The 20,085-nt window shown below is 41.9% G+C and carries 19 protein-coding genes; 10 read left to right on the top strand and 9 right to left on the bottom strand.

What is annotated here, in order from left to right; all coding sequences use genetic code 11:
• Positions 1-35 precede the first annotated feature (35 nt).
• The 7 genes from ACM0OS_RS22850 to ACM0OS_RS22820 form a co-directional block, all read right to left on the bottom strand.
• On the bottom strand, positions 36-1,055 hold the full coding sequence (locus tag ACM0OS_RS22850; protein WP_414545481.1) for a hypothetical protein: 1,020 nt from the start codon (positions 1,053-1,055) through the stop codon (positions 36-38).
• 11 nt (positions 1,056-1,066) lie between these two features.
• Positions 1,067-1,312: a hypothetical protein gene (locus tag ACM0OS_RS22845; protein WP_414545480.1), complete on the bottom strand. Its 246-nt coding sequence runs from the start codon at positions 1,310-1,312 to the stop codon at positions 1,067-1,069.
• 957 nt (positions 1,313-2,269) lie between these two features.
• Positions 2,270-2,671 carry a hypothetical protein gene (locus ACM0OS_RS22840; protein ID WP_414545479.1) on the bottom strand — a complete coding sequence of 134 codons (402 nt, stop codon included), beginning with the start codon at positions 2,669-2,671 and terminating at the stop codon, positions 2,270-2,272.
• Positions 2,672-2,795: 124 nt separating this feature from the next.
• The gene (locus ACM0OS_RS22835; RefSeq protein ID WP_414545478.1) at positions 2,796-4,301 is read right to left on the bottom strand and encodes an acyl--CoA ligase; all 1,506 of its coding nucleotides are present in this window, start codon (positions 4,299-4,301) and stop codon (positions 2,796-2,798) included.
• Positions 4,302-4,343: 42 nt separating this feature from the next.
• Positions 4,344-5,120, bottom strand: coding sequence for a Uma2 family endonuclease (locus tag ACM0OS_RS22830; protein ID WP_414545477.1), 777 nt, complete (start codon positions 5,118-5,120; stop codon positions 4,344-4,346).
• A 30-nt stretch (positions 5,121-5,150) separates the two neighbouring features.
• A complete protein-coding gene (panB, locus tag ACM0OS_RS22825; protein WP_414545476.1) occupies positions 5,151-5,921 on the bottom strand; it encodes a 3-methyl-2-oxobutanoate hydroxymethyltransferase in 771 nt (256 codons plus the stop codon).
• 165 nt (positions 5,922-6,086) lie between these two features.
• Positions 6,087-7,247 (bottom strand): two-component regulator propeller domain-containing protein, encoded by a 1,161-nt coding sequence (locus ACM0OS_RS22820; RefSeq protein ID WP_414545475.1) that lies wholly within the window; start codon positions 7,245-7,247, stop codon positions 6,087-6,089.
• A gap of 817 nt (positions 7,248-8,064) precedes the next feature.
• On the opposite strand from ACM0OS_RS22820, the gene ACM0OS_RS22815 reads away from it, so the two are divergent.
• The 8 genes from ACM0OS_RS22815 to ACM0OS_RS22780 all read left to right on the top strand — a co-directional run bounded on the left by ACM0OS_RS22815 (position 8,065) and on the right by ACM0OS_RS22780 (position 13,957).
• Positions 8,065-9,495 (top strand): form I ribulose bisphosphate carboxylase large subunit, encoded by a 1,431-nt coding sequence (locus ACM0OS_RS22815; protein WP_414545474.1) that lies wholly within the window; start codon positions 8,065-8,067, stop codon positions 9,493-9,495.
• Positions 9,496-9,597: 102 nt separating this feature from the next.
• The gene (gene rcbX / locus ACM0OS_RS22810; protein WP_414545473.1) at positions 9,598-9,996 is read left to right on the top strand and encodes a RuBisCO chaperone RbcX; all 399 of its coding nucleotides are present in this window, start codon (positions 9,598-9,600) and stop codon (positions 9,994-9,996) included.
• Between the two features lie 58 nt (positions 9,997-10,054).
• A complete protein-coding gene (locus ACM0OS_RS22805; RefSeq protein WP_414545472.1) occupies positions 10,055-10,390 on the top strand; it encodes a ribulose bisphosphate carboxylase small subunit in 336 nt (111 codons plus the stop codon).
• Between the two features lie 216 nt (positions 10,391-10,606).
• Entirely contained in the window at positions 10,607-11,242 is a 636-nt protein-coding gene (locus ACM0OS_RS22800) for a GDSL-type esterase/lipase family protein (RefSeq protein WP_414545471.1), read from the top strand.
• 46 nt (positions 11,243-11,288) lie between these two features.
• The gene (locus ACM0OS_RS22795; RefSeq protein WP_414545470.1) at positions 11,289-11,993 is read left to right on the top strand and encodes a Uma2 family endonuclease; all 705 of its coding nucleotides are present in this window, start codon (positions 11,289-11,291) and stop codon (positions 11,991-11,993) included.
• A 20-nt stretch (positions 11,994-12,013) separates the two neighbouring features.
• The gene (locus tag ACM0OS_RS22790) at positions 12,014-12,241 is read left to right on the top strand and encodes a type II toxin-antitoxin system Phd/YefM family antitoxin (protein WP_414545469.1); all 228 of its coding nucleotides are present in this window, start codon (positions 12,014-12,016) and stop codon (positions 12,239-12,241) included.
• Entirely contained in the window at positions 12,238-12,618 is a 381-nt protein-coding gene (locus ACM0OS_RS22785; protein WP_414545468.1) for a type II toxin-antitoxin system VapC family toxin, read from the top strand. Before ACM0OS_RS22790 ends, ACM0OS_RS22785 begins: the two co-directional genes overlap by 4 nt.
• An 88-nt stretch (positions 12,619-12,706) precedes the next feature.
• The gene (locus ACM0OS_RS22780) at positions 12,707-13,957 is read left to right on the top strand and encodes a ribulose bisphosphate carboxylase small subunit (protein WP_414545467.1); all 1,251 of its coding nucleotides are present in this window, start codon (positions 12,707-12,709) and stop codon (positions 13,955-13,957) included.
• 104 nt (positions 13,958-14,061) lie between these two features.
• Here the strand turns inward: ACM0OS_RS22780 and ACM0OS_RS22775 are convergent, their stop codons facing one another.
• Positions 14,062-14,604, bottom strand: a complete 543-nt coding sequence (locus ACM0OS_RS22775; protein ID WP_414545466.1) for a 2'-5' RNA ligase family protein — start codon at positions 14,602-14,604, stop codon at positions 14,062-14,064.
• A gap of 170 nt (positions 14,605-14,774) precedes the next feature.
• Between ACM0OS_RS22775 and ACM0OS_RS22770 the strand changes: the two genes are divergently transcribed.
• Entirely contained in the window at positions 14,775-17,303 is a 2,529-nt protein-coding gene (locus tag ACM0OS_RS22770) for a sigma 54-interacting transcriptional regulator (protein ID WP_414545465.1), read from the top strand.
• Between the two features lie 53 nt (positions 17,304-17,356).
• Here the strand turns inward: ACM0OS_RS22770 and ACM0OS_RS22765 are convergent, their stop codons facing one another.
• Positions 17,357-17,854, bottom strand: a complete 498-nt coding sequence (locus ACM0OS_RS22765) for a hypothetical protein (protein WP_414545464.1) — start codon at positions 17,852-17,854, stop codon at positions 17,357-17,359.
• 817 nt (positions 17,855-18,671) lie between these two features.
• On the opposite strand from ACM0OS_RS22765, the gene ACM0OS_RS22760 reads away from it, so the two are divergent.
• A complete protein-coding gene (locus tag ACM0OS_RS22760; protein WP_414545463.1) occupies positions 18,672-20,045 on the top strand; it encodes an ATP-binding protein in 1,374 nt (457 codons plus the stop codon).
• Positions 20,046-20,085: the final 40 nt, after the last annotated feature.

Genomic DNA, 20,085 nt, shown 5'->3' with positions numbered 1-20,085 from the left:
CCCTTGTCCCCCTGCCCCCTTGCCCCTCTGCCTCTTTACCTCCCTCGACTTGCTTCTAAGATCAACTTTGAATCCCAAGTATAAAAGCCGATTTTGTCAGGCACCCTAGAAAATCGCCCTGTGCGATAACCTCTAGAAAGTTCATTGAGTACCTTACTCTTGACCTCTCTAACTTCTTGCTCATCTAGTTCTCCATAAAGACCCTTGATAATTTCCGCAACACTAAAAACTATCCCCGAATTTTTTTCCAAAAAATCAGAAAGAGCATCTATTAAAAATAGACCCTCAAATTCTTGGAGCATAGGGACAACATTTGTACTCGGAATTGAAAAAGATTTCTTCTTTTTATTAGCAGTTCTAGCAATGCCTTTAGTCTTGTTGGAGGTTACTAAACCTAAATCTAGAGTGTAACAACCAGGCTCGTCGGGAATACCCCACCAAACCTGTCTTTCTCTGCCTTGTGTCAATGAAGATTGGACTCTACCTTTGACAACTTTAAAGATAGATTGATCTAAATCTCCATAAAGCGATCGCACGATGAAATCTATATGACAGACAGTGCCAAGATGCTCTTGCAAAAGATTTTTGATAGCTTCCATACGACTTTGAGTTTGATACTCAGGTAACATTGGCACATCCGGCACCTTGATGGACTTATCTATACTTGCAACGGATGTCTTTGATGTTGACAAGTCTGGAATATCTCTATTTGCAGGAGATAAATTATCTGCCTCTACATTCTCTGACTCTGGCAAATCAGACTGGCTAGAATCAAGCGAGTTGATATCAGACTGAAGAAGATGATCAGACTCAGATAACGACGAGTCTTCAGGAGTAGAAGCAGATGCCTGATCTAGCGTTCCCACTGCTGTCAACTTATCCTGAATATCTGATTGAGGAGACAAGTTAGACAATAAAGCATCTACATGATGGAGCTGCGATCGCGCCTCTGTGTATAAAATTTCGTACTCTTTTACAAGGCGAGCATAGTAGTCTCGTAGTTCTAACAATGGAGAGAGAAAAGTTTGAGGGGGCTTTAATTGTAGATTATTCATAAATTTTTAAATCAACCTAAATCGGTATCACTTTTATAAGTCATTGGCCTAGGCTTGGCTTTTTGAGAAGGCTGATGAGATTTTTTTGGTGCTTGTGGAGGACGGCATTGCTCGCAATATAACGGACGAGGGCCAAAAGTCTCTCGTTGTGTAGTCTGATTGCACTGTTTACAGACAAAATGGAAAACGCGAGTATGAATTTGCCTTTTATGGGCCCGGACAGTATATTCTCTAACGTCAATGAACTTACTAGACATAATCCAGAATAGTGAATTGTAATCCTATCAATATAGCTATTCAAGCAAATGAAATCGAATCAGTGTGTGTTTAATTGTAAGTTTTTTCCCCAACAGTGGTTTTACTCATAGAGGGAAGCAACAAGATAGAAGAGGTTTCAACGATGAAATAAACTTTCTATAGTTCATTATCAGCATTCCCGTGTCACTTGCTTCTATGGGAATCCGGTTTGATTCCTAAAATTATTTGCGTAGGCTGGGAGTAGGGAGTGGGGAGTGGGGAGTAGGAAAGAAGATTTTTTGAATATACAGGGGTTTTTCAATAATTAAATAGGATTCCTATATAAGTAGAAGCGGGTAAATAATTAAAGGTTTGTAGTAAGAACTTTAGTTCTCAAATCAGGACTTTAGTCTTGACTACAAACTGATTTTCAGTAAATTTACATTACTTTACATAGCTTAGTTTTTTCAAGTCGTTTTACTTATATCTAGGGTATTAAAGAGAAAAATTGCAGATATAGCAGTTTTCATCGGAGATAAGGTACATATTTATCTCTAGTTCCTTATTTCTTAGATGTAATTTGCTCGCCTCCAAAATTCTATAAATGTTTATTGTGAACCATATTTATAGAAAATTTATGGCAGATTGGCTGGAGTGTACATATTGCACTTTCAGTAGACAGTTTTCTTAATTGCTATCAAATAAAACTAAAAAAATCGCCTCCTGTTGTTGGAAGACGATTCTTGATATCCTACCCACCCTATAGATGGATGGGGAATTTTGCGAGTTTAGTTAAAATTCCTAAGCAGTTTAAGTAGGCTTTGTTTGTATAGCCTCAGGCTTCTATCCTCAGGTAGCCCTCAGTTTCAACAAGCAATAGAATACCTACCGCTACCGCGAGAATCATGACTGAAATTTGTCACTGGATAACTTGTATTGTTGTCAGAGTAAAAAATTGATTTATTCATCTGCTGAGTTTAAAAGTCTCGATGTTGAGGTTGATAGGCTGAGGTCGTCAAGTCAAAAATTGAATTTGCCAAAGCTATATGTTCTTGAGGGCTAAGATGGCAATTTGTATAGGATTCATTTAAAAATTGGATCAGTGCTAACCTTGCAGACTCTAGCTTCGCCCTTTTCCTCGCTGCCCTCATGGCTTCAGATAACCTAGGATAAATATGGTTGTTGCTAATTCCTACTTGCTCATTTAGCATCCAACACTTAAATACATAACCTTCAGGCAGTGGGATTAATTCAATTAACCAGCCATAATATGAGTCTTTCCAATTCATCCACAATTCGCCTCTTTGTTCAATGGTGGAATTTTTAGCTCTTCCTCCTGCATATGTAAATAGGAAGATATCACCTACGTATGCAACCACTGTGCAGAATTTGTGCAGAATTCATGCAGATCGATGAGCTTTCATCATTGCAAAATACCAAAGGAAAAGCATTTTGACCCATCGACTTCGCTCAGAATCAACTTTTGACTTTCCCACAGCGGTACTACTCCCATAATTTAAGGAATTTCGCCATATTCAGCCGTTGTAATTTTCCAGTAGCACCACGAGGTAATGCTTCTAAAATATGAATTTGCTTAGGCACTTTGAAATCTGCCAAAAAATTTGAGCAGTGGGATTTTAACTCCTGCTCACTAGTTTCACCCTTGAGTACAACAGCAGCATGAATTTCTTCCCCTAGGGATTTGTGCGGTACGGCAAACGCCAGGGCTTCAGCAACAGCAGGATGACGCAGCAACAAGTCATCTACTTCCAACGGCGAAATTTTTTCCCCACCGCGATTAATGAGTTCTTTGATTCTACCTGTGAGGTAAAGATAACCATCTGCATCTAACCTACCTTGGTCGCCAGTCCGGAACCAACCATTAACAAAAGCCGTGGCGTTGGCTTGGGGGTTATTCTCGTAGCCATCAACGACATTTGCTCCTTTCACCACGACTTCACCTAAACTTCCCTGAGGAAGCAAGTTGCCTTCTTCACTCATAATTCCCACTTCCACACCAAAACCATAGCCGACACTACCTGGTTTACGGACTTTGGGCGGTAAAGGATTAGAAGTCATCATGTGTGCAGCTTCTGTCATGCTGTAAGATTCCACCACAGGCGCATAGAGAACTGCTTCCATCTGTTCAATAATCACTGGCGGTAAAGGTGCGCTGCTGGAACGAATGAAGCGGAAGGTATGAGCTTTAATAATATCTTGATTGCGGCTGGCTCTAGCAAGAATCATTTGGTGCATAGTTGGTGCAGCAGAGTACCAAGTAGGTCGATAAGTATCAACCTGCTTCCAAAATTCCAAAGCGTTAAATCTACTCGGACAAATGAACGTCCCCCCTGATGCTAAAGTGGCCAGCAGACATCCCACTAAACCATGAATATGAAACAGTGGCATGAGACATAAGTTGGTGTCTTTAGCCGTGAGGTTGTATGCACTGATAATATTACTGGCAGAGGCAATGAGATTGCGGTGCTTAATTGGAACCCGTTTAGGGCGGCTAGTAGTGCCACTGGTATGGAGGATAATTGCCACATCATCAGCATGAGGAAAGACAAGATCAGATTTAAAGTTTGGCGGTTGAGTATGTCTTTGATGCAATTCCAACCTTAATGTGCCGTCAGGATTAGTTGTGGCATTGATCAATAGCATATCGGGTGTAGTAGCTGCTATTGCCGCCTCTTGTGTCCCTGGTAAGGTAATTAGGGCTTTAGCTTGGAGGTCTTCGTAATAAAAAGCAAATTCATCCTGCTTATACTTGGGGTTGAGGGGTGCAGCAGTACCACACATAGCCGCTGCGAGAAAAGTAATAGCCATTTGGGAACCGTTAGCCATTGCAATGGCGATGCGATCGCCTCTACCCAAACCAAAGCTGTTTAATTGAGAAACTAAGGAAATTACATTTGCTCGTAATTGCTCATAGGTGAGGGTTGGTTGTTCCGGCGTACCCAAAGCTAAATGGTTGTCTTCTCCGGCTAATAGATCAAGTAAGTGCATGTATTCCAGATTTTCCCAAATATTTTTGTGATTGGCATTTACTTAGGCGATCGCATCAGGGTCAACACCTAGTTCACGTAACTTAGCTGCTAATATTTCCGCGCGTTGGCGTTCTTGTTCTGCGCGTTGGCGTTCCTGTTCTGCACGTTGGCGTTCTTGTTCTGCTTGTTCTTGACTCCACAACAGCAAATTACCTTCTTGATCCCACCACCGTAGCCAATTCATAGTTTGGCACAGTCTTTCACCCTGCCAAATTCCCAAAAATAGCTCTAACTCAGGAATCCAATAACGTCCATTGCTATCTGCTGACACCAAAGCATACTGTCCATTTTGCAAACACCGTACTTCTAAAATTGGTTCGTAGGGGTCGTAGGTGACGTAGGTGGGAACTTTGAGAATGTGTTCATAAAAATAAAGTTTTCCATAGGGTGGAGTTGAGCGAACTGATAATTCTCCATTTTCTGTATCTGACAAAAATTCCATAACAACAGCAACAGCAGCACCTTCTAAATTTGGGGTATAACTACGACGAATTACGCCTGCGGCTACAGGCTGTACTTGAGGTATATAAAACCAATCCGGTGCTTTGACAACAATTTTTTTATTGACTGTGGCCACAAGTCCAAAATTAGAGCCAATCAGCATTTGGGGTTGAATGCGTTTTGTTGCTCCCAATGCGTCAGTAAGTGCTGCTGCTAGAGGGGGTTGTTGAATATTTTCCACTGGATCGTCAGGTAAAATGTAGTCTGCTGGAAGTGCCTCCCAGGCAATATTTAATTCTTTTTGAGTTTTTTGAGTAGGCTGAACTTGTAGAACCATAAAAATACTCCCAGTCTTCAGTGTATTTAGTTATGGAAACTTTCGTTCCCGCACTTCCTCAGCATAATCTTCTACGGCTTTGGTAATCGTTTCACGCAGATTTGTGTAAACTTTGGCAAATGGGGGCTGCTTTTCTGTTAAACCAAGGACATCAGAGGTAACTAACACCTGTCCATCACAATGGACTCCTGCACCGATACCAATTGTGGGAATAGTTAATTTTTGTGTAATCTGCATTGCTAAATCTGCGGGGATATGCTCCAACACTATTGAAAAGACACCCGCTTGTTCAAGTGCGATCGCTTCATTTAAAATCCTTTCACTTGCTTGTTGGGTCTTTCCTTGTTGTCGCAATCCCAATTGATGAACTGATTGGGGAGTCAAACCTACATGACCCATAACGGGGATTCCCGCTTGCACCAACCGTGTAATAGTTTCCACCATTGCTGGATAGCCACCTTCCAACTTCACAGCTTGAGCGCCCGTTTCTTTCAGCACCAACCCAGCCGAGCGCATCGCCTGTTGCACGCTTTCTTGATAAGTCAAAAACGGTAAATCAACCACAACTAGAGCTTGTTTCACACCACGACGCACAGCTTTAGCATGGTACAGCATTTCTTCTAAAGTAATTGGCAGCGTGGTTTCATACCCCAAAACCACAGCCATCGAGTCACCCACCAAAATTAAGTCTACCCCAGCCGCATCGATCAGTTGAGCGATCGCATAATCCCAGGCAGTCAATGCTACGATTGACCGTCCCTGTTGTTTCCATTGAATTAATTGCTGGGTAGTGATTGCCATAGTTTTATTGGGGAGTAGGGAGTAGGGAGTAGGGAGTGGGGGAAGAAGCAGGGGAGCAGGGTGCAAGAAGTAGGACTGTATCATTATCAAAATCTCTCATCTCCCTCATCCCCCTCATCTCCCTCATCTCCCTCATCTCCCTCATCCCCCTCATCTCCCAGTCTCTCACTTCACAACCCGACTAAAAGCCAAATGAGGTTGTGCTTTTTCCATTTTGGGCATTAACCAAGCTAGACCTTCACTAGTACCGACCCATAATTTATTCCCGACATTGGGCGCAAGGGAAAGAACTCGGCTAGAAGGAAGTCCAGCAACTTCGTCTAATACAGCTCCTGTATGTGGATTCAATCGTAATAAACCATTGTGTGTCCCCACCCATACACTACCATCTTGGGCGAAGCGCACTGCTGTCACATTCCTTCCCCGGAGGCGAGTTACAGACCTCAAAACTGCACCAGTTTGTGGATTAATTACTAACAAATTATTCGGCATTCCCGCCCAGATTAATCCTTCTGGACTAATTGCTAAGGTTTGCACTGTTGTTCCGGGTAACTCGTTAATGCGCTTCATAATTAAAGCGTTGGCAGTATTCACCCGTACTAATCCATCCAGTGTACCAATCCATAGCTGACCTTCCGCATCTAAAGTCATGGCGTTGGCACTCACACCAGGCAAGTTTTTTAATGTCGTCATAATTAAGCCTTGGTCTGGACTAATTAGAGCTAACCCATTATCTGTTCCCGCCCATAAATAACCTCGTTTATCCACTAACAACGACAAAACCCGTTTTGAAGGTAAAAATAAATTCTGAGCTGTAATTTCACTGGTACGGGGGTCTACTCGTTTCAGTCCTTCATAAGTTCCTACCCATAAGCGTCCCACTTTATCTTGCGCCAATGCGCCAATGGCAACATTTGGTAAGCTCACACGAGATAAAATTCTCCCTGTGTTCGGGTCAATCCGCGACAATCCCCGCCAGGAACCTACCCAGAGATTACCTGCAAAATCTCCTAGCAAGTTGTTAACACGATAATCGACTTCTACAACTCTCTCTTGCACTCCCCTCTCATCAGGTAAAGGATCTACTCGCGCCGGTGGCGGAACAGCCGGATAAGAAGGAGTCAACTCAGATGAATCAATGTCAGGGGTTTGTTGCGGTGGGACACTAGTACCAATTTTGTCTGCCCTGGCTGCATTTGTCATAGTTACAAAGCCAATACTAGGCAAAGCTATCAACCCCAAAAATATAGAACTAAGCAATAAATTAGTCCGCTTGCGAAATAATACCACGGTGACATTTCCTTTGGAGACAGTACCCATAACCATTACCTCAACTGGCTAGTGGTTAATCTCAGTATTCCCCTAGAGGCTGTGTTTTAAACGTCACCAATAAATTTTTTGGGACTAGGGACTAGGGGAAGAAGTAGGGGAGCAGGGGAGCAGGGAGCAGGGGGGAAATAACTTTCTCACTCTAACCTCTAGCCTCTAACCTCTACTAACAGTTCCCATACATTCATAAATGACTTTTGTAAATTATTCTTAACAAAATGTTTAAAACTTTATGTAATAACAAATTTAAATAAATAAGTTAAAAACTTTCAAAGAATAACTTATCAAATTCTTGATATATTGTGAGACAAGCTACAAATTACGTGGTGTGCAATTTCTTTTTCTTTCACTTATCACTCTGCTGGATTTATGTCAAGCAAATTCTTTCTTGGTTTGTTTCCCATTATTAGGGGATATATCAAGAGTGCGGAGGTGGGAATGCTTGTTAGCAAACCCGATACCCCAAAAAACCCGATGTGTAGGGGAATAATATAATACTTTCCGCAAAGCGCGGAGTTTTTGCCAGAAATACAAAAATTTAGCGGGGCAAGAGAAAGAGATAAAAGAGAATTTTTATTCACAGGATGAGGGGAAAGCAGAAGCGCTAGGTCATGTATCTTGGCGTGGATAGAACATTGATCACCAATTGTTCGTTGCCCGAAAACCGCTATCCTTTGCCTGAGGCAACCTCTAACAAAAAAATTTTCCTGATTTTTTCCTTCATTTTAGTGGGAAAAAAGAGCGGGAGTTAGAAGAAGTTGCACAGAACGTGATTTGATAAGTAATTAAAGAGTGACTTCTTGGAAGGGAATTTATGTCTTACGCTCAAACGAAGACCCAGAGCAAATCAGGGTATCAAGCCGGTGTTAAAGATTACAGACTAACTTATTACACCCCAGACTACACACCTAAAGATACAGATATTCTTGCAGCATTCCGGATGACTCCCCAACCCGGAGTTCCTCCCGAAGAAGCCGGTGCTGCTGTGGCGGCTGAGTCTTCCACCGGTACTTGGACAACTGTATGGACAGACTTGCTCACCGACCTAGACCGCTACAAAGGTCGTTGCTACGATATCGAACCCGTTCCCGGTGAAGATAACCAATACATCTGCTACGTTGCTTATCCTCTAGATTTGTTCGAGGAAGGCTCCGTCACCAATATGTTGACCTCTATTGTAGGTAACGTATTTGGTTTTAAAGCTCTGCGGGCATTACGTTTGGAAGACTTGCGGATTCCTGTTGCTTACCTGAAGACCTTCCAAGGGCCTCCTCACGGTATTCAAGTTGAACGTGACAAGTTAAACAAATATGGTCGTCCTTTGTTGGGTTGTACCATTAAGCCCAAACTAGGTTTGTCCGCTAAAAACTACGGACGTGCTGTATACGAATGCTTGCGCGGTGGTTTGGACTTCACCAAAGATGACGAAAACATCAACTCTGCACCATTCCAAAGATGGCGCGATCGCTTCTTGTTTGTAGCAGAAGCAATCCACAAAGCACAAGCTGAAACCGGTGAAATCAAAGGTCACTACCTCAACGTTACCGCCCCCACTTGTGAACAAATGTTGCAACGGGCTGAGTTTGCTAAAGAACTCAAAATGCCCATCATCATGCACGACTACCTGACCGCAGGTTTCACCGCCAACACCACATTGGCTCGTTGGTGTCGTGATAATGGCATTCTGTTGCACATTCACCGGGCTATGCACGCCGTAATCGACCGTCAAAAGAACCACGGTATTCACTTCCGTGTATTGGCTAAAACCCTACGGATGTCTGGTGGTGACCACATTCACACCGGTACCGTAGTTGGTAAGTTGGAAGGTGAACGTGGTATCACAATGGGCTTCGTTGACCTGTTGCGCGAAAACTACGTTGAGCAAGACAGATCTCGTGGTATTTACTTCACCCAAGATTGGGCTTCTATGCCTGGTGTAATGGCAGTTGCTTCCGGTGGTATCCACATTTGGCACATGCCTGCACTAGTAGAAATCTTCGGTGATGACTCCGTACTACAATTCGGTGGTGGTACTCTTGGTCACCCCTGGGGTAACGCACCTGGTGCTACAGCTAACCGCGTAGCCTTAGAAGCTTGTATCCAAGCTCGTAACGAAGGTCGCAACTTGGCTCGTGAAGGTAACGATGTTATCCGCGAAGCTGCTAAGTGGAGTCCTGAACTAGCTGCTGCTTGCGAACTATGGAAAGAAATCAAGTTTGAGTTCGAGGCAATGGATACTGTCTGATCCTCAAGTAACCAGTAAAAAGTAAAAGAGTAAAAGAAAATAGTCATTCTTTCTTTTTACTTTTTACTTTTGCTTTTTACTTTTTATGGGCTGGGGTCAAACATGAATCTTAAGCAAATTGCCAAGGATACAGCCAAGACTCTGCAAAGCTACCTGACTTATCAGGCGCTGAAAACAGTATTGGCACAGCTAGGCGAAACGAATCCGCCATTGGAACTTTGGCTACATAACTTTTCTGCCGGAAAAATTCAGGATGGAGAAGCGTATCTTGAGCAACTGTTTCAAGAAAAGCCAGATTTGGCACTCAGGATAATGACTGTCAGAGAACATATAGCGACAGAAGTCGCCGAATTCCTTCCAGAAATGGTTCTTACTGGCATTCAACAAGGCAATATGGAACAACGTCGCCAGCATCTAGAACGCATCACACTAATAGATACATCTCACCCCAGTCCGCAACCAGAACAGCAGACAAGTTTAGATTCCAACAGTGAACAGTGAACAGTGACTCACTGAGTAACTGAAAACTAGTATCAATCCCAACCCATTATCAAAAGCTATGCAAACTTTACCAAAAGAGCGTCGTTACGAGACCCTTTCTTACCTACCACCCCTTTCTGATGCTCAAATTGCCAAGCAAATTCAGTACATCTTGACTCAAGGTTACATTCCAGCAATTGAGTTCAACGAAACTTCTGAACCAACCGAAATGTACTGGACAATGTGGAAATTGCCTTTGTTCGGCGCTAAGTCCACTCAAGAAGTATTGAGCGAAGTTCAGTCTTGCCGTTCTCAATACAGCAACTGCTATATCCGTGTCGTCGGTTTTGATAACATTAAGCAGTGTCAAATTCTCAGCTTTATTATTCACAAACCCAACACCAGCAGATACTAAAAAATTGGATTTTTGAATTATTTTTGAGGGAATTGAATTAATTTTCCCTGCTAGAGAGGTAGAGTTTTCTGCCTCTTTTTTTATTAGGACTTACGCAAGAAATCTCTGAAAAACCTTTCTCCTGCGAGGAGGAGACTTTGATTAATTTTCACGCAGAGGCACAGAGGCGTGGAGAGTTGGAACTTTTTGATATTCGACAAGGTTGAAAGTTTTAATATGAGTGAATTAAATGTAACTGAAAAATCTGGACGTGAAATTAGAATTTGTTTTCTTGGTGAATCATTTGTTAATGGTGCAGGTGATCCTGATTGTCTTGGTTGGACAGGCCGAATATGTGTAAATGCCAATAAAAAAGGTCATGATATTACCTACTATAATTTAGGCGTGCGGCGAGAAACGAGTACTGAACTCAGAAATCGTTGGCGAAAAGAAGTTTCTTATCGGTTACCAAAGGAATATGACGGTAGAGTTGTCTTTTCCTTTGGGGTTAATGATACAACCATAGAAAATGGTAAAACCCGGGTTTCACTGACAGAATCAATTGAAAATATTCATAGTATTTTAAGTGAAGCTAAACAGTTATATCCGGTGTTGATGGTTAGTCCACCACCATGTTTTGATAGTGAACAAGATGGGAGAAATCAAAGAATTATGAATTTATCCCAAGAGTTTGCTTTAGTATGTCATGAAGTAAATGTGCCTTATTTAGATGTATTTCCCATATTAGAAAAATCAAATATTTGGATAGATGAGGCAAAAAATTATGATGGCGCTCATCCTAGAGCCGCAGGTTATGCAGAATTTGCCCACATTGTAGATAATTGGGATGCTTGGTTAAATTGGTTTAGATAAGAATTGCCTATACTAAATGTAGATATACGATTTTGAGGAATTTGTTATGAAAGCATCGGTAGAACCAAGCTTGAGTAAAAATATACAAATTCCACCCCTAGAAAGTGGCGATCGCCTCACGCGTCACGAATTTGAGCGTCGATATACAGCAATGCCAAATATTAAGAAAGCTGAACTTATAGAAGGAATTGTATACGTGGCATCACCTTTGCGTTTTAGAAGTCATGGACAACCTCATGGAGACTTGATTATTTGGCTGGGAACTTATAAAGTGGCTACCCCTGGTGTAGAATTAGGTGATAATGCCACCGTCCGGCTGGATTTAGATAATGAACCACAACCTGATGTTGTCCTCATAATCGATGAGAAATTAGGTGGACAAGCACATATTAGTCATGATGACTATGTAGAAGGCGCACCAGAATTAGTTGCAGAAGTTGCTGCTAGTAGTGCTGCTAATGATTTGTATGATAAAAAACGGGTATATCGCCGTAATGGTGTTAAAGAATATCTTGTTTGGCAGATTTTTGATAATAAACTCGATTGGTTTATTTTAGATAATGGTGAATATATATCATTAGCTCCTGATGCTGGTGGTATTATTAAAAGTCGTGTTTTCCCTGGTTTATGGTTGGATATAGCTGCATTATTAACAGGGGAAATGGCACAGGTTTTAGCAGGGCTACAACAAGGATTGGATTCTCCAGAACATCAAGAATTTTTACAACGTCTATCACAAAGATCTAATTAAACTCTGTAGAGGTAATAAGTATGACTCAAATAACAGTAACTGAAGCATCTCAGAAATTACCAGAATTGATTGAAGCAGCACTTTGTGGTGAAGAGATTATCATCATTAAAGAGAATCAACCAGTTGTCAAGTTAACTCCTGTAGTCCCTGTTAAACGCCGTCCAAAATTCGGTAGCGCCAAGGGATTGATCACAATATCTGATGACTTTGATAAACCACTAGAAGATTTTAAGGAATATATGGAATGAGACAAATCCTGGACACTCATATTGTGATTTGGTTTGTGATGGGTGATCCGAGAATTAGCGTGAGCCTGCGATCGCAGATTGAAAACAATGAAAATCTTCTAAGTATGGCTAGTGTTTGGGAAATGGCAATTAAGCATAGTATAGGTAAACTTAACTTCGAGCCTACTTTTAACGAATTTATTGAACAGCAAATAATTATGAATGGAATTGAAATATTACCAATTACAATAGACCACGCTGCTGTTGTTTCATCATTACCTCTCCATCATCGTGATCCGTTTGATAGATTATTAATTGCTCAATCTATAGTAGAGAATATACCATTACTCAGCGCTGATGGGATTTTTGATGCGTATCCAATTCAGCGTTTGTGGTAGTTAGCGCTTAATTTATACCGGAAGATAAATTAACAAGATGCACCAAAAAAACTTAGCATTATCTTAATAAGTCCTAATCAATAATATTATGAGTTACTACATTGCTCCCCGCTTTCTTGACAAACTTGGCGTTCACATCACTAAAAATTTCTTGAATCTTCCTGGTGTCCGAGTCCCCTTAATTTTAGGTATTCATGGACGCAAAGGTGAAGGCAAGACATTTCAGTGTCAGTTAGTCTTCGAGAAAATGGGTATCGAAGTGACTCACATATCTGGTGGAGAATTGGAGAGTCCCGATGCAGGAGATCCAGCGCGGTTGATTCGTTTGCGCTATCGGGAAACCGCAGAATTAATTAAAGTGCGCGGCAAAATGTGTGTGCTGATGATTAATGATTTAGATGCGGGTGCTGGACGCTTTGACGAAGGTACTCAGTACACTGTAAATACTCAGTTGGTAAATGCCACACTGATGAATATTGCCGATAATCCGACAGATGTGCAATTACCTGGAAGTTATGATTCCACACCGTTACATCGTGTGCCGATTATCGTCACAGGTAATGATTTTTCCACTCTCTACGCGCCATTAATTCGGGATGGACGGATGGAGAAATTTTACTGGGAACCAGATAGAGATGACAGAGTGGGAATTGTTGGGGGAATTTTTGAGGAAGATGGACTTTCTCAACGGGAAGTAGAACAGCTAGTTGATACTTTCCCCCATCAATCTATAGACTTTTATAGTGCCTTGCGATCGCGCATTTATGATGAGCAAGTGCGTGATTTTATTCATCAAGTCGGTTTTGAGCGTGTATCGTTACGTATAGTCAACAGCGCTGAGAAGCCACCAGAGTTTAAAAAGCCAGATTTTAGCCTGTCTCATTTAATCCAAGCCGGTCAGTTTATTGTCGGTGAACAACAACGAGTGGAAACTTCCCAGTTAGTTGATGAATACAATCGCCTAAATCGAGGGAGTAAAAATTATTCACCAGCGCCACCTGTGGCTGTAACACCTAATCCTCAGCCGTCAGGTAATGGTTTCCAGCAAAAGCAAACTTCAAGTCCCCATCTGTCTTTAGAAACACAAGAACAAATCCGACAAATTTTAGGTCAAGGTCACAGAATTAACTTTGAACACGTAGATGAACGCCGTTTCCGCACTGGTTCTTGGCAAAGTTGCGGTACTACTCAGATTGATGCTGAGTGGGATGCAATATCGGCTTTAGAAGCTTATCTCGGTGAATATGAGGGTGAGTACGTGCGCTTGGTAGGCATTGACCCCAAAGCCAGGCGGCGGGTAGTAGAAACGATTATTCAGCGTCCCAACGGTAAGAATTAATGGGAAGTGCGATCGCCTGAAGTGTAAGACTAAATTAACAGGCGATCGCTCTCTTGAAAAAACAGGACTTACGCAAAATTATGAAAAAACCTAAAGCCTTTCATCTAGGGTAAAAAAGAAAACTCTGATTTGATTTGCCAACGCTTACCGTCATGACGCAGTAATGTTAAATTCTCAGCTGTAAATTCAAAATCTAACTGACTTTGGGCAAATTCTGGCCAAGCAGCTCTAAAATTCTGCTTTGTTAAATCCCGAAATGCCACAGTCATGTGAGGCGCAAAGGGACGACTTTGAGCAACCTTGTCAATAATTCCCAAGTTACTTTCTACATAAGTCATTAAATCAGCTTGCAATGTCAACAGTGTTTGACTTCTGACTACATTAATGTAAATGACACGGGGAGGAAAGGCCGCATAACCGCTGAGTGTAATTGATCTGGACTGTTGTCTACTGGCAAATTCCCTGATGGCTGCTTCTAGCCGGGGGACATTGGCATCAGCCCATTCAAAGGGTGGTTGCAGGGTAATATGAGGCGGTGATTTTTGCGCCCCATAACTAGCATACTTATCAGCAAAGTATTGCTTGATGTTGTTGGCATACTCCTGAATATGCTGTGGTGGTAAGAGGGCAATAAAAAAACGGCTCATTTTTGATTTTAGGGAATACGACTGAAATACACCGCAGCCAAGACAATTAAACCCAACAACGCCAAAGGCACCCAGAGATTAGGTATATCCGATAAATTCATCACACAGCTGTTTTAACTTCCTGATCAGGGATAATGCCTTGTATACATCAACCTGCACGGAGAATAAATATGACATCTCCAGAAATGGTTATATGGCTACAAGAACGCACACCTTTAGGAATTCTCTCACCTGAGGTGCTAGATGCGATCGCCCAAATCATTGAAGAAAAAGTTATCTCAGCAGACAACAACCTAGTTAGCGAAGGTACTGCCCCAGAAGCACTTTATATTCTGCAACAAGGTCAACTCGAAAGTAAAACCAGCAATAAAAATAATCCGGCTTTAGTCTGTGGTTTCCTCCCTGGTGCAGTGATTCACCTCAAGGAACTAGTATTAGATGAGTTAACCCCTAGTACCATCACCACCGTCACTGAATGTCATTTGTGGATTGCACCTGCGACTAAATTTCGTGCCTTAATTAACCAATACCCGGAAATTAACCAGGCTTTTTCCCGTCAATTGGCTCAAGAACTGGCTCAAGTTACATCTGCACTGGGCTATGAACAAGAACGTTCTGTGGCTTTACGCCCATATTTAGTTACCAAAGCCCAACGGGGAATTATTGGTACAAGTCGCTATGCTGTGCGTCTACGGGAGCAAATTAGAGAAGCAGCTAATAACAGAAAATCTGTGGAAATTTTCGGGGAACCAGGTTTAGAAAAAGATAATATAGCCGCCCTGATTCATTATGGTTCTCCTAAACGAAGAGAACCGATGATTAAAGTTAATTGTGCCATTCTGCAAACGAGTGGGATGGATTTATTCGGTCGTGCTGGAGGTAAACCCGGTCTATTAGAATGGCTAGGGGAAGGCACTATAGTTTTTAATAACATCCAAGATTTACCTGAAGAACTCTTACCAGCTGTGGCACAGTTGCTGGAAACAGGTGAATATACTCCTGTGAGTCGTCAAGGTGAACCCCCGGCGACACCCCGCCCTTGTAAAGCCCGCATTCTGATGGTTTCCGAAAAAAGGGAATCGATGATTGAACGGTGTGTAGGGATTGTCATTAAAGTACCACCACTACGGGTGCGGAAAGCAGATATTCAAGCCCAGGTAGAATATTACACTAGCCTTTATGTGCGAGGGAAAGGTCTGGCTAAACCCCAGATTACTCCAGAAGCCTTACGCCGCTTACAGTCTTATGATTTTCCCGGTAATCTTAAAGAGTTAAAAAATCTCGTAGAACGGGCAATTGTTCAGCTAGGAGAGGGAAAGGAGTTAACAGAAGAAATATTTTGGTCAGCCCAAACTAAGAAAAAATTATTTCGCTTGAATCTGTTGAATGCCTATCCTCGTTTGCGAAAATTTCTGCGGAGTCCTTGGTGGCCTGACCGGATTAATTACGGTTTTACTGCGGCAGCTTTTGCAATTACTGTTGGTATTTTATTTATTGGCCCCCAAACACGCGATCGCAATTTCGTTTTAAATTTATTTTGGGCTTGGTGGTGGCCTTTCTTTCTGTTTCTTTTGCCTTTTTTAGGTCGTGTTTGGTGTGCAGTTTGTCCCTTCATGATTTACGGGGAAATTACTCAAAAACTTTCTTTATGGTTGTTTCCTAGAAAACTCAAAGGTTGGCCCAGACAACAAGCCGAAAAATGGGGTGGATGGTTTTTATTCGGTTTATTTACTTTAATTTTCCTCTGGGAAGAACTTTGGAATTTAGAAAATACCGCTTATCTTTCTGCTTGTTTGCTGCTATTAATCACGGCTGGGGCCATGATATTTTCTGCTTTGTTTGAAAGGCGGTTTTGGTGTCGTTATCTTTGCCCTATTGGGGGGATGAATGGTTTATTTGCCAAACTTTCCATGACCGAACTCCGGGCGCAGCAGGGTATTTGTTCAGCTACTTGCACCACTTATCAATGTTATAAAGGTGGCCCTGCCAAGGGCGAAGGAATGGAAACTAATGGCTGTCCAGTTTATTCTCATCCAGCCCAGTTGGAAGATAATCGAGACTGTGTGCTGTGTATGACTTGTTTGAAAGCTTGTCCTCATCGTTCCGTAGAATTTAATTTGCGTCCACCAGGGATTGAATTGTGGACAACTCATGTACCCCGTAGCTATGAAGTAGCATTGTTGTTTTTGCTCTTGGGTGGAGTATATCTGCATCGCTTACCAGAGTTGCAATCTTGGTTAGGATTACAAGTGAATTTAACTTTGTTTTGGCAGCATTTGGGAATATCGATCCTCACTTTAATTATCCCCGCTGCTGTGGTTTTTGCCGGTTATGGTTTGATGCAACTATTCAATTTTCACCGTAAACCTCGGCCATTTATCGAACTTGCCTATGGCTATCTACCATTGGTTTTGGGAGGTAATTTAGCTCATTATCTACGTTTGGGTTTAAGTGAAGGTGGACGCATTTTACCTGTCACTTTTGCTACTTTTGGGTTGCATGGTGAACAATTACCAATTTTGGTAGCACATCCGGCTGTAATTGACTTTTTGCAAGGTGCAACGCTGCTTTTTTCCGTGTTATTAACTATAGTATTAACCCAAAAAATTGCTCGTCAACCCATGCGATCGCTTGTGTGGCAACATCTAGTTGCTATTGGTTTAGGCATGAGTATGTGGGCAATAATTGTCTCTGTATAACTGCAAAGTTAATGTGAGAGGACAATTAATTTGTCCTCCAACACACAATTATTCTAGTCGGCGATCGCCCACCTGACATAAGGACGAGAAGCTGTGACAGTTTTATAAGTAATTTTCTGAGCAGGTGCGTTAATTTTTCGCAAATCTACTCGAAAATATGCTTGTTTGTTTTTAAATTCGACATTGTAGAATGTATATTCTTGTTGTCGCGTCTTGCCCACACAAGAAGCATAGTTACTGCGTAAAGGGGCAACAAATTCCACCATTTGTTGGTTATTAGATGAAACTAATTTAGTAGTGTCTGCAAAAGCCCTAGTATCTGCGACTACTGTATGTTCAGCACCACCCTCATAAGGTAGTAAAATCCACCATAGTCCAACTGTTTGTGGGCAAGTACCACTACTACGTTGCACATTCAGCTTCACATTGGGTTCCGCAATAGGCCCTGGTGCTGGACGTGACTGTGCTTTTGCTGTGATTACAAAGGCTCCTGCGGCCAATAAAGAGCATAACATTCCGCCTACGGCAATCAGTTGCACCGAATTTTTCATAAACTAAAACTTTTAATATTCAAGCTATCCAAGTAGCATTTGACTGGCAGTATTTTTTGAAAGTGCCATCTATTTTGTAAAGTATTGTGTTGTATTGTATATAAATTGCCTTACACAATCATCTGTGTGCTGGAGTTTGAGATAAATTTTGCCACTCAATTAACGCCTTTACATGCCTGGTTTATTTGGTTATATTCAGCATTGCGATGATTATACCCACCGCAGGCATCGCCACACTACATAAAGCGCAATAATCAGAAAAATTAATACAGCTTCATGACGGTTTTACAGCATTTTCATGAATTACTAGAAGACATTTAAGATCTGAATTAATCAAGGGATAAATATCAAAAAAATCAAATATATTTTTCCGTGAAACTACTGTGGAAAATTTAGGTAATAAGTTGAAAAAATATTGATTAAACCCATCAGTATGAAAGTAAGGAAAAAACCGATTGCTGGAATCTCGTGAAGTAAGAAAAATAGCAGTAAATCAGACATTCACAAAGGTGACAAACAAATACAATTATTAGCAGCCAGGGATGATCAATCAAGCGACTCAAACTGCCGGATGTTAATGTAATGGCTATTTTCCCTACTCTACAAGACAGAAATCAAGCCTGCCTATAAGAGAAAGACAGTTTCCGGCGAGGCTTTTTGAATATCACCACAAGAAAGCAAGAAGCCACTAAATACTAGAGACTATCCCCATCAGGCAAACATGATTTTAAGTGAACAACAGCAGATTAACTCGAGGGCAAATATTAATTCTTCCTATATCCCTTCCCAAATAGGGATACTCCAGCGCCTTACAAGCATGATCAATCGGCGACTGACTCATTTACCTCAATTATTAAATGAGATGGCACAGGAAGTCGTTGATGCCATTGATCATGCTCAGTTTTGCTTGATAGCGTTATGTAATCCCCAAACCACACAGTTAGAATTAACCGCCAAAGCCGGCGTTGATGTAGACAAACTATTTTTCTTGATGCTGAATGGCAGGGAAGGTAGAGATAGACTTTGGAGTACCAACGAAAACTTGATCTCCTCTGATGTTGCGACTCATTCCGATACAGGGTTTCTAGAACAAGTATTTGCCACAGGTGTGCCTCAGTTGTTTCAGGCAACCCAGGAAGATGAGATGATGATTGAAGGCTACACCCTATCTTTGTGTCCGATCATTCCCATATTCTCAGCTTTTACTCCCGCAGCCATGTACGCCGTAGCCATAGACTCAGCACAAGCTGGACGCTTGGGAGTATTGGCAATTGGTAACTGGGAAAATCCCCAAGCCTTTGATGCAACATCGCAAAACCTGGTGAATGCAGTAGCTGAGGTGGTAGCGATCGCCATTAATAATGCGAGAATGATGCAAGTCTTGGCAGATCAAGAAACACGTTTAGCCACGCAAACCGAAATTATCTTAGAGCAAAACTGCCAACTGGAAAAAACGCAACACCAAATGCAAATCCAGAATTTGCAACTATTAGCCGCAGCAAACCTCAAGTCACAATTTTTAGCCACCACATCCCATGAACTACGTACTCCCCTCAACGTGATTTTGGGATTATCACAAGTATTATTGCGTCAGCGCACGGCAACTTTATCTGAGCAACAAGAAGATATGGTGCGACGTGTTTTGAGTAACGGCAATCATCTGCTAGACATTATCGATGATATGCTTTACCTGTCCACAGTCCAAAGCGGTTGTGTTTCGTTGCAACCAGAAGAATTTGATTTATCTACTTTAGTTTTAACAACCGTCGCTGAATATCGTTCCCTAGCCGCCGAAAAATGTCTCAATTTACAAGTAGAAATTAATCTTGATGATCCCTTGTTGGTGAACGATAGCACCCGTTTGCGACAAGTTTTAGTCAAGCTATTGTTAAACGCCATTAAATTTACCGAAACTGGTAGCATCACCATAAAAGCCTGGGCGATCGCTCCTGATAGAATTGCGATCGCAGTGCAAGACAGCGGCGTAGGAATTGCCGAGTCTGATTTAGAGTATATTTTTGAGCAATTCCGCCAAGTCGATCAGACTAACACTAGAAAATACGGCGGTACTGGTTTGGGGTTAGCAATTACCAAATCCTTAGTAGAAATCATGCAAGGCACAATCAGCGTTACCAGCCAACTGGGAGCAGGTTCGACATTTTGTATTGAGTTGCCTAATCTTAGAGGCTAGGGGAAAGAGGCAGGGGGCAGGGAGCAGAGGCAGGGGGGCA

Source organism: Nostoc sp. CCY0012 (genome assembly GCF_963920855.1).
GTDB lineage: Bacteria > Cyanobacteriota > Cyanobacteriia > Cyanobacteriales > Nostocaceae > Cyanocohniella.
The sequence above is the reverse complement of the archived record's forward strand: the minus strand, read 5'-3'. Positions and strand labels throughout refer to the sequence as shown.